General features: G+C 63.7%; 8 protein-coding genes. 3 read left to right on the plus strand and 5 right to left on the minus strand.

What is annotated here, in order from left to right:
• Together HHJ19_RS17880 and mdeB are read right to left on the minus strand one after the other, a co-directional pair.
• The coding region (locus tag HHJ19_RS17880) for an ATP-binding cassette domain-containing protein (RefSeq protein WP_296909224.1) at window positions 1–784 on the minus strand (784 nt) is incomplete at its 3' end.
• A 14-nt stretch (window positions 785–798) separates the two neighbouring features.
• Window positions 799–3,507 (minus strand): alpha-ketoglutarate dehydrogenase, encoded by a 2,709-nt coding sequence (gene mdeB, locus HHJ19_RS17885; protein WP_296909226.1) that lies wholly within the window; start codon window positions 3,505–3,507, stop codon window positions 799–801.
• A 107-nt stretch (window positions 3,508–3,614) separates the two neighbouring features.
• On the opposite strand from mdeB, the gene HHJ19_RS17890 reads away from it, so the two are divergent.
• Window positions 3,615–4,091, plus strand: coding sequence for an Lrp/AsnC family transcriptional regulator (locus HHJ19_RS17890; protein ID WP_296909228.1), 477 nt, complete (start codon window positions 3,615–3,617; stop codon window positions 4,089–4,091).
• Window positions 4,088–4,762, plus strand: coding sequence for an ATP-binding cassette domain-containing protein (locus HHJ19_RS17895; RefSeq protein WP_296909230.1), 675 nt, complete (start codon window positions 4,088–4,090; stop codon window positions 4,760–4,762). Before HHJ19_RS17890 ends, HHJ19_RS17895 begins: the two co-directional genes overlap by 4 nt.
• A 105-nt stretch (window positions 4,763–4,867) precedes the next feature.
• On the opposite strand, the gene HHJ19_RS17900 is transcribed toward HHJ19_RS17895, so the two are convergent.
• The 3 genes from HHJ19_RS17900 to modA all read right to left on the minus strand — a co-directional run bounded on the left by HHJ19_RS17900 (window position 4,868) and on the right by modA (window position 7,583).
• Entirely contained in the window at window positions 4,868–5,992 is a 1,125-nt protein-coding gene (locus HHJ19_RS17900; protein ID WP_296909232.1) for an ABC transporter ATP-binding protein, read from the minus strand.
• A gap of 25 nt (window positions 5,993–6,017) precedes the next feature.
• The gene (gene modB / locus HHJ19_RS17905) at window positions 6,018–6,686 is read right to left on the minus strand and encodes a molybdate ABC transporter permease subunit (protein ID WP_296909234.1); all 669 of its coding nucleotides are present in this window, start codon (window positions 6,684–6,686) and stop codon (window positions 6,018–6,020) included.
• 78 nt (window positions 6,687–6,764) lie between these two features.
• On the minus strand, window positions 6,765–7,583 hold the full coding sequence (gene modA, locus HHJ19_RS17910) for a molybdate ABC transporter substrate-binding protein (RefSeq protein WP_296909236.1): 819 nt from the start codon (window positions 7,581–7,583) through the stop codon (window positions 6,765–6,767).
• A gap of 389 nt (window positions 7,584–7,972) precedes the next feature.
• Here modA and HHJ19_RS17915 point away from each other — a divergent pair.
• Window positions 7,973–9,288: phosphoenolpyruvate carboxykinase (GTP) (locus HHJ19_RS17915; protein ID WP_296909238.1), on the plus strand; the 1,316-nt coding region annotated here is incomplete at its 3' end.

Consider the following 9,288-nt stretch of genomic DNA (forward strand, 5'->3'; position numbering starts at 1 on the left):
CGCTGGTCTGGGTGCGGCTTTCACTCAGCTCGTCTTCGGAGAAGTTCTCCGCCTCCAGCACGAAGTTTCGGGTGGTCGGGTGCTGCGGATGCAGAAACACCTGGGTCACCGGGCCACTTTCAACGATCTTCCCGCCGTCAATGACCGCCACGCGGTCACAAATCGTGCGGATGACATCCATCTCGTGCGTGATGAGGACAATCGTCAGCTTGAGTTTTTCGTTGATTTCCCGGAGCAGTTGCAAAATGGCGCGCGTGGTCTGCGGGTCCAGCGCACTGGTGGCTTCGTCACACAGCAATATCTTGGGCCGGTTGGCCAGCGCCCGCGCGATGCCCACGCGCTGCTTTTCGCCGCCCGACAGCTGTTTGGGGTATTTGTGCTTATGCCGGCTCAGGCCCACCAGATCCAGCATCTGGTCAACCCGCGCGTCAATTTTTGCCGTGTCCCGCTCGCCTGCAATCCGGATCGGAAAGGAAACATTTTCAGCCACGGTCTTGGAACTCAGAAGATTGAAATGCTGAAAAATCATGCCGATATTTCTTCTGAAATTTCGCAGCGCCAAGGTGTCGTAAGCCAGGATGGCCTCCCCGTCGACGATGATCTCGCCCTCAGATGGGCGCTCCAGCAGGTTGATCAGCCGGATCAGGGTGGACTTGCCAGCGCCCGAATGGCCAATCACGCCGAAGATCTCCCCCCTGACAATGGAAAGATCGATGCCGTTCAGGGCCGGGATCTGCTTGTCCTTGACCACATAGCTCTTATGCACGTTGTTTAGATGGATCACACTTTTCTCTTTTTTTACTCGCAAGCAAAGGCTCTGCCGGATGCGCCCATGGCGCTTGCCTGAAGCGCACCCCAAGCAGCGCGCTCGATGCTGGCCGCGTCCACCGAAAAATGCCGCCGAAGCGCGGCGCGGGTGTCACTGCGGCCAAAGCCATCCGTGCCCAGCGTGGTGTAGGCACGACCCGGCGGCAGATAGGCCCGGATGCTTTCGGGCACGGCTCGCACATAGTCGGTCGCAGCCACAATCGGCCCCTGCGTCCCGGCAAGCTGGGCCGTGACAAAGGCGCCGATGGCCGTGGCCGAGTCATCCTGCGCGCTGGCCTGGGCCTGGCGCGACAGCTCGCTCCAGCTGGTCACGCTGATCACCTCGACCTCGACACCCCGAGCCGACAGCAGATGCGCAGCCTTGATCACCTCGGTCAGGATCGCGCCTGAACCCATCAGCGTCACCTTCCCGGCGGCGGCGTCCGGTTTGTGGCTGCCAGCGGCTGCCGGGTAGCGGCCGAATTTGTAGCAGCCAGAAATCACGTCGCCATGCACATCGGATGGCAGATTGGGTTGCGCATAGTTCTCGTTCATCAGGGTCAGGTAATAAAACACGTCCCGCTGCTCCACCAGCATTTCACGCATGCCGTGGTTCAGGATCACCGCCAGCTCGCCCGCAAATGCGGGGTCGTAGGCCTTGCAGTTGGGGATGGTGGCAGCGATGAGGTGGCTGCTGCCGTCCTGGTGCTGCAGGCCTTCACCGCCCAGCGTGGTGCGCCCCGAGGTAGCGCCCAGCAAGAAGCCGCGCGGGCGCTGGTCGGCGGCGGCCCAGATCTGGTCGCCGACACGCTGGAAGCCAAACATGGAGTAGTAGATATAAAAAGGCAGCATGGCCAGGCCGTGCACGCTGTAGCTGGTGGCCGCCGCCGTCCAGCTGGCGATTGCGCCGGCCTCGCTGATGCCCTCTTCAAGAATCTGGCCGTCCATGGCCTCGCGGTAGCTCAGCACCGAACCGATGTCTTCGGGGGCATAACGCTGGCCCACGCTGGAGTAGATGCCAACCTGCTTGAACAGGTTGGCCATGCCGAAGGTGCGCGCCTCGTCCGCCACGATGGGCACGATGCGCGGACCCAGCGCGGCATCTTTGAGCAAGCCGCCCAGCATGCGGACAAAAGCCATGGTCGTGCTCATCTCCTTGCCCTCGGGCTGCAACGCAAAGGCGGCGTACTGGAGCAGCCCGGGCACCGGCAGCGCCCTGCAGGCGGTATCGCGCCGGGGCAGGTAGCCGCCCAAGGCTTGCCGCCGTGCAAGCAGATACTGGATTTCCGGACTGTCTTCGGCAGGCTTGAAAAAGGCCAGCGAAGTCGCTTGCTCGTCGCTGAGCGGCAGATTAAAGCGGTTCCTGAATTCGACCAGCTCTTTCTCGTCGAGTTTTTTGTGGCTGTGGGTGGTCATCTTTCCCTGCCCGGCCTTGCCCATGCCGTAGCCTTTCTTGGTGTGGGCCAGGATCACCGTGGGTTGGCCCCGGTGCGCGGCAGCCGCCGCGTACGCGGCGTGAATCTTCACCAGGTCATGGCCGCCACGCTTGAGGCGGTCGATCTGTTCGTCGGTCATGCCCTGCGCGAGGTGGGCCAGTTCTGCGTTCTGGCCAAAAAAGGTTTCGCGGTTGTAACGTCCGTCCTTGGCGGCAAAGGTCTGCATCTGGCCATCGACCGTGCCAGCAAAAGCGCGGGCCAGCGCGCCGCTGACGTCACGGGCGAACAGGCCGTCCCAGTCGCTGCCCCAGATCAGCTTGATGACGTTCCAGCCCGCACCGGCGAACAGCTTTTCCAGCTCGTCGATGATGCGGCCATTGCCGCGCACCGGCCCGTCGAGCCGTTGCAGGTTGCAATTGACGACCCAGACCAGGTTGTCCAGGCCCTCGCGGGCGGCCAAGGTCAGCGCACTCATGCTTTCCGGCTCGTCCATTTCGCCATCGCCGAACACGCCCCAGACCTTGCGGCCGGTGCAGTCAAGCAATTGCCGGTGCGTGAGATAGCGCATGAAGCGGGCGTGGTAGATCGAGCTGATCGGCCCGATGCCCATTGAGCCGGTCGGAAACTGCCAGAAATCGGGCATCAGGTAAGGGTGGGGATAGCTGCACAGGCCGCGCGCGCCCGAGCCAGTGAGCGCTGCAGGGCTGGTCAGCTCCTGGCGGTAGTAAGCCAGGTCTTCCTCGCTCAAGCGCCCTTCGAGGTAGGCCCGCGCGTACACGCCGGGGGCGCTGTGTGGCTGGAAAAAGACGAGGTCGCCCAGGTGTGCCCCGCCAGGGCGCTGGTCACGGGCGTGAAAAAAGTGGTTGAAGCCGACCTCGAACAGATCCGCGGCGCTGGCGTAGCTGGCAATGTGCCCGCCGAGATCGCCGTAGGCCTGATTGGCCCGCGCCACCATCGCCAGCGCATTCCAGCGCATCAGCGAGGCGAGCCGCTCCTCGATGGCCAGGTCGCCTGCGAACGGGGGCTGCTGATCCACCGCGATGGTGTTGACGTAGGGCGTGCACAGTTCAGGCTGCCAGCCGACGCGGGCCGTGCGGGCCTGGCGAGCCAGCGTATCGAGCAAGAAACGGGCGCGCGCGGGGCCTTGTGCGTCCAGCAGGGCGGCCAGGGCCTCCTGCCACTCGACAGTTTCCTGGGGATCGGTATCCAGCGGATCAGGGGGGGGTGCAAAGCCCGCGGGCCGCAGCGAATGGTTCAAACTCATAGGGATGAATTTACGCAAAAATAGCAGACACAGGCTGCCGATCTCGGGGAAGACAAACCCGAAGTGACAGGATAATCTGCTGCTTAAAATTACTTTTCTGGACTTTTATGCTCGACTCGGTCGATTACCGCATTATTGATGCCTTGCAGCGCGACGGCGGGCTGACCAACGTCGAGCTGGCGCGGCAGGTCCACCTGTCCCCCTCGCCCTGCCTGGCACGCGTCAAGGCACTGAAGGAACGCGGCGTGATCGAGCGCTACGTCGCGCTGACCAGCGCCGCCGCACTCGGGCTGGGCCTGAACGTCTTCATTTCCATCAGCCTCAAGAGCCAGAGCAAGGCAGCGCTGGCTGAGTTTGAAAGGCGCATTGCCGAGCATGACGAGGTCATGGAATGCTATTTGATGAGCGGCGACAGCGACTACCTGATCCGCGTGGCGATCACCGACATCGCAGCCTTGGAGAAATTCATCGTCGACCAGCTCACACAGATTGCCGGCATCGAGAAAATCCGCTCCAGTTTTGCGCTCAAGCAGGTGCGCTACAAGACGGCGCTGCCGCTGCCTGTGCAGGGTCGCCCGCGATGAGCCGCGACGACCGCCACGACGACCGCCACCCCGCGCCCCCGGCCGCCCCGCTGCTGCAGGCTGACAAGCTTTTTTTCCGCCATCCCGCGCGGCCCGGCGTCATGCTCTTCGACGGCTTTTGCCTTGATCTGCAAGCTGGCGTGAGCTGGCTCTCGGGTGACGAGGGCAGCGGCAAGACCACCTTGCTCCAGCTCCTGGCTGGCAGCCTGCCCGCAACGGGGCCGCAGGGGCAATTACGTGTCCGTGGCATCAGCCTGGCCGACAACAGGCTGGCTTACCGGCAGCAGGTCGCATGGTTCGCCCCCCGCGACACGGCGCAAGACGACCAGACGGCGCGCCAGGTTTTTGCAAGGCTACCGGCGCTGCATCCCGGTTGGGACCTGAACGCCCTGGCGTCGCACATCGAAGGCCTGTCATTGAGCCCGCACCTGGACAAGGCGCTCTACATGATGTCGACCGGCACACGGCGCAAGGTTCTGCTGGCGACGGCGCTGGCAGCCAATAGCACCGTGACGCTGCTTGACCAGCCCTTCATGGCGCTGGACCGCCCGTCCATAGACTATCTGCTGGAGCTGCTGGCCAAGGCGGCGCAAGCGACGGATCGGGCCTGGCTGGTGGCAGACTATGAGGCGCCCGGTCAGATCGCCCTGGCCGGCGTGATCCGCTTGTAGGCACTGGGCATCATTGCTATTTTTTTAATAGCGTTTAATAGCCGCGCTTACTGGACAAGAGGCCATTTTCGTCCTAAGGCAAGGTAAAAAAGCGGCGGGCGACCCTCACCCCTGGCGCACCGGCATGATGTGAACCGCTTCAGGCGGAATATGCAGAAAAAGCAGCGCGCCTGCGCCTGCGCCCAGTTGCCGCAAGCTGGCGCTGGAGAGATTGAGCGTGATGCACTGCGAGGGCAGCTGTAGCGGAACCAGCGTGCACAGGCTGATTTCACCCAGCGGCAGCACCTCGCGCAGCCTGCAGGCCAGCGTGTTCAGCGCCAGCGGGTCGGCGACAAGCGTCAGGTCCAGCAACTCGCCCGCCACCACCCACGAGACCTCGGCGCCATCGTCCAGCCGCTTTTTGTCGATCACCCGCAAGCTGATTTGCGGGACTTCCGGCGCGCCGGCGTGCCATGCCAGGCGGCCAAAACCTGGCGCGTCGGCAGGCCCGCTCTGAAAAAACCGGCCCCGGAAGTGGTTCTGGATGCCGACCAGCTCGGCCACGCGGGCGTTGCGCGGACTCGCAAACACGGTGGCCGGTGGCCCGCTTTGCAGCGACTCACCGGCGTCCAGAATCACCACCCGGTCGGCCAGTCGCCGTGCCTCCTGCAGATCATGCGTCACCAGCACCATCGGCATGGCGACGCTCTGGCGCAGCGCGGCCAGCTCGCGGTATAGCGTTTGGCGCGTCGGCGCGTCGACCGCCGAAAACGGCTCGTCCAGCAGCAGCACCTGCGGCTCGCGTGCCAGCGCCCGCGCCAGCGCCACGCGCTGCTGTTGACCACCCGAAAGCTGCGACGGCCGGCGCTGCTGCAGCCCGGCCAGGCCCATGCGCTCGAACAAGGCCGCCAAATAGCCAGCGGTCTTCCCGGCATCGGCGGCGAGCGCGACGTTTTCCAGGGCGCTCAGGTGCGGAAACAGCGCGTAATGCTGGAACACCAGGCCGACGCGGCGCTGCTGCGGCGTTTGCCAGAGACCGCGGGCACTGTCGAACCAGACATCTTCGGCCGCGCCACCGACGCTGACGCGGCCTTGCAGCTGCGGGCCTTTAAGCAGGCCGGCGACGGCGCGCAGCACGCTGGTCTTGCCGCTGCCCGAGGGGCCGACCAGCGCGAGCAGCTCGCCACGCGCGCAGCGAAACTCGGCTTTGAGCCGGACCGGGCCTTCGTTTTTAAGTAAAACCTGCAGCATGTCCAGTACGAACGGTTGTTCTCTGCTATCTTTCCTGTAGCGGCCGGGTCTTGTCGGCGGCAAACACAAAGGCCAGTGCCGACAGTGAACAAGCCACCAGCACCAGCGCCATGACATGGGCGGCGGCCATGTCAAAGGCCTGCACCCGGTCATAAATGGCAATCGACAGGGTTTTGGTCTCGCCGGGAATGCTGCCGCCCACCATCAACACCACGCCGAATTCGCCGAGCGTGTGCGCCATCGTCAGCGCCACGCCGGCCAGCAGGCCGGACCAGACCAGCGGCAACTCGATTTTCCAGAAGGCGCGCCAGGGACTCAGGCCGCAGACCCAGGCGGCTTCACGCAGACTCGCAGGAATAGCGGCAAAGGCGCGTTGCAGGGGCTGCACCATAAAAGGCAGGTTGACCAGCACGCTGGCCAGCAGCAGGCCTTCAAAGCTGAACACCAGGCGCAGATCGAGCCGGGCGGCCAGCCAGCCGCCGACTGCCGAGCCCTGGCCCAGCGTGATGAGCAGGTAAAAACCGATCACGGTGGGCGGCAGCAGCAAGGGCAGCATCAGCAAGGCCTCGGCCAACGGCCGGCCGCGCCAGGGCGTGGTCGCCAGCCAGCGCGCCAGCCAGACGCCCAGCGGCAACAGCAGGGCGGCCGTGCAGACGGCGAGGCTCAGTGATACGCGGGCGGCTTGCCAATCCATGGAGGAATTATGACGGGCTTATTTTGCGACCGAACAAATAGCGCGCAACGCGGTAAGCGCTGGGGATGACCGCTATTTTCAGGCAGAAAACCCATAGCGCGCGAAAATCTCGCGCGCCCCGGCGCCCTGCAAATACCCATACAGCGCTTCCGCCGCCGGCGTGGCCGATTTAAGCAGCACCATGCGCTGGCGCAGCGGCGCGTGCAGATTGGCGGGCAGGGCGACGTGGCGCCCGCTTTTGGCGACTTCGGGCGCCAGCGCCAGCGACAGCGCCGTGATGCCGGCCTGGGCGGCGCCCGTCGAAACAAACTGGGTGGCCTGGCTGATGTTTTCGCCCAGTACCAGCTTGGGCAGGACCAGCTCCCACATTCCGAGTTTTTGCAGGGCTTGCATTGCGGCGCGGCCGTAAGGCGCGTGCTCAGGATTGCCGATGACAAATTTGCGGACCTGGCGCCACTGCGCCTTGAGACCGCGCAACTGCGGATCCAGTGCAATCGTGGAGTCGAGCGGAACAAACAAGGCGATTCTGCCGACCGCGTAACGCGCGCCGCGGTCGGCCGCCGCGCTTGCCGCACCGGCCAGGGTTCGCGTCAGGCCGGCGTCGGCCAGCCGGTAAACAAAATCCTCGTCGGCGGACATGAACAGCTCGGCAGGCAGCCCCTGCAGGATCTGCTGCGCAAAGCTGCCGGAAGAGCCGAAACTGGCCTCTACCTTTTGCCCGGTTTCAGACTGGAAGCGCGCCAGCACCAGTGTCAGTGCAAACTTCAGATCGCTCGCCGCCAGCAGCCGTACCGGGCGGGCGGCTTGCGCGCTGGCTTGGCGCGGGCCGGCCGCAGCCAGCGCCAGCGGCACAATCCCGGCGAGCAGCGCGCGTCGCCGGGCGCTTTCTTTTGACAAGGACCGGACCGGTGTTGTCAGGTCCGGAAAAAGGCGAGGGGAAATTCGACGCATTCACAAGTCCAGCAACAAAACCCCATTGTTGCCGGATTGGGTCGGCAACTGTCATAAGTACCATAACTGAAACACATCATATGCATAAAGTCATGTTTGTTTTGCATATCTTTTACCCGTAATTGTGATTTAACTGCGGGCTAAGTTCTTAAAATGACGCTTCTGGCTGGCCCGCGCATGCCAAAAAAGCATGGCAGGCAGCTTTTGCGAGCGCTTGCCAGCTGCTCCGTTCGGCGCGAACTTCAGGCCATTTCGACAAACGTCCCGAGGTCACCTTGCAGGCCGCTCTCTTGCGACGTTTATCGAAATGGTGCTTTTCAACTTTGGAGTTTTCGATGAACCAACCCGTGATGCAAGGGCTCAAGCTCAATACGCCCGCTTATGTCAGGAACGCCAAACTGGTCGCCTGGGTCGCCGACATGGTGGCTTTGTGCAAGCCTGAAGCTGTTTACTGGTGCGATGGCAGCCAGGCTGAATACCAGCGTCTGTGCCAGCAGCTGGTCGACGCCGGCACCTTCAAAAAACTCAACGAAGCCAAACGCCCGAACAGCTTCCTGGCGCAAAGCGATCCCAGCGACGTGGCGCGCGTGGAAGACCGCACCTACATCTGTTCGGACAAAGAAGAAGACGCCGGCCCGACCAACAACTGGATGGCCCCGGCCGAGATGCGCCGCACCCTGCAGCCGCTGTTCGACGGCGCCATGCGCGGGCGCACCATGTACGTTGTGCCCTTCAGCATGGGCCCGCTGGGCTCGCCGATTGCGCATATCGGCATCGAGCTTTCGGACAGCCCCTACGTCGCCGTCAACATGAAGATCATGACGCGCATGGGCAAGGCGGTTTTCGACGTGCTGGGCACCGATGGCGACTTTGTGCCCTGCGTGCACACCGTGGGCGCGCCGCTCGCTGCCGGCCAGCCGGACGTGAAATGGCCGTGCAACAAGACCAAGTACATCGTGCATTACCCCGAGACGCGTGAAATCTGGTCTTATGGCTCCGGCTACGGCGGCAATGCGCTGCTCGGCAAAAAATGCTTTGCGCTGCGCATTGCCTCCACCATGGGCCGCGACGAAGGCTGGCTGGCCGAGCACATGCTGATTCTGGGCGTCACCAATCCGCAAGGCAAAAAATACCATGTGGCGGCGGCGTTTCCGTCGGCTTGCGGCAAGACCAATTTCTCGATGCTGGTGCCCCCCAGCGGTTTTGCGGGCTGGAAGGTCACCACCATTGGCGACGACATCGCCTGGATCAAGCCTGCCGCCGATGGCAAGCTATACGCCATCAACCCCGAGGCTGGCTACTTTGGCGTTGCACCGGGCACCAACCTGCTGACCAACCCGAACTGCATGCGCAGCCTGGACCACGACACAATTTTCACCAACGTCGCGCTGACCGACGACGGCGACGTCTGGTGGGAAGGCATGGAGCATGACGCACCGAGCAAGGCGCTGCCGGCGCACCTGATCGACTGGCAGGGCAATGACTGGACGCCGCAAATCGCGAAAGAAACCGGCGCCAGGGCCGCACACCCGAATTCGCGCTTTACCGTCGCTGCCACCAACAACCCGGCGCTTGACGAAGCCTGGGACGACCCGAAAGGCGTGGCCATCGACGCCTTCATCTTCGGCGGCCGCCGCTCGACCACCGTGCC

It is taken from the genome of Polaromonas sp. (genome assembly GCF_012927415.1).
Lineage (GTDB): Bacteria > Pseudomonadota > Gammaproteobacteria > Burkholderiales > Burkholderiaceae_C > Polaromonas.

What these genes read in the sequence shown, in the direction of transcription:
- HHJ19_RS17900 (WP_296909232.1), bottom strand. Translation starts at nt 5,992, where the DNA reads ATGCTGCAGGTTTTACTTAAAAACGAAGGCCCGGTCCGGCTCAAAGCC.
- HHJ19_RS17890 (WP_296909228.1), top strand. Translation starts at nt 3,615, where the DNA reads ATGCTCGACTCGGTCGATTACCGCATTATTGATGCCTTGCAGCGCGAC.
- HHJ19_RS17895 (WP_296909230.1), top strand. Translation starts at nt 4,088, where the DNA reads ATGAGCCGCGACGACCGCCACGACGACCGCCACCCCGCGCCCCCGGCC.
- mdeB (WP_296909226.1), bottom strand. Translation starts at nt 3,507, where the DNA reads ATGAGTTTGAACCATTCGCTGCGGCCCGCGGGCTTTGCACCCCCCCCT.
- modB (WP_296909234.1), bottom strand. Translation starts at nt 6,686, where the DNA reads ATGGATTGGCAAGCCGCCCGCGTATCACTGAGCCTCGCCGTCTGCACG.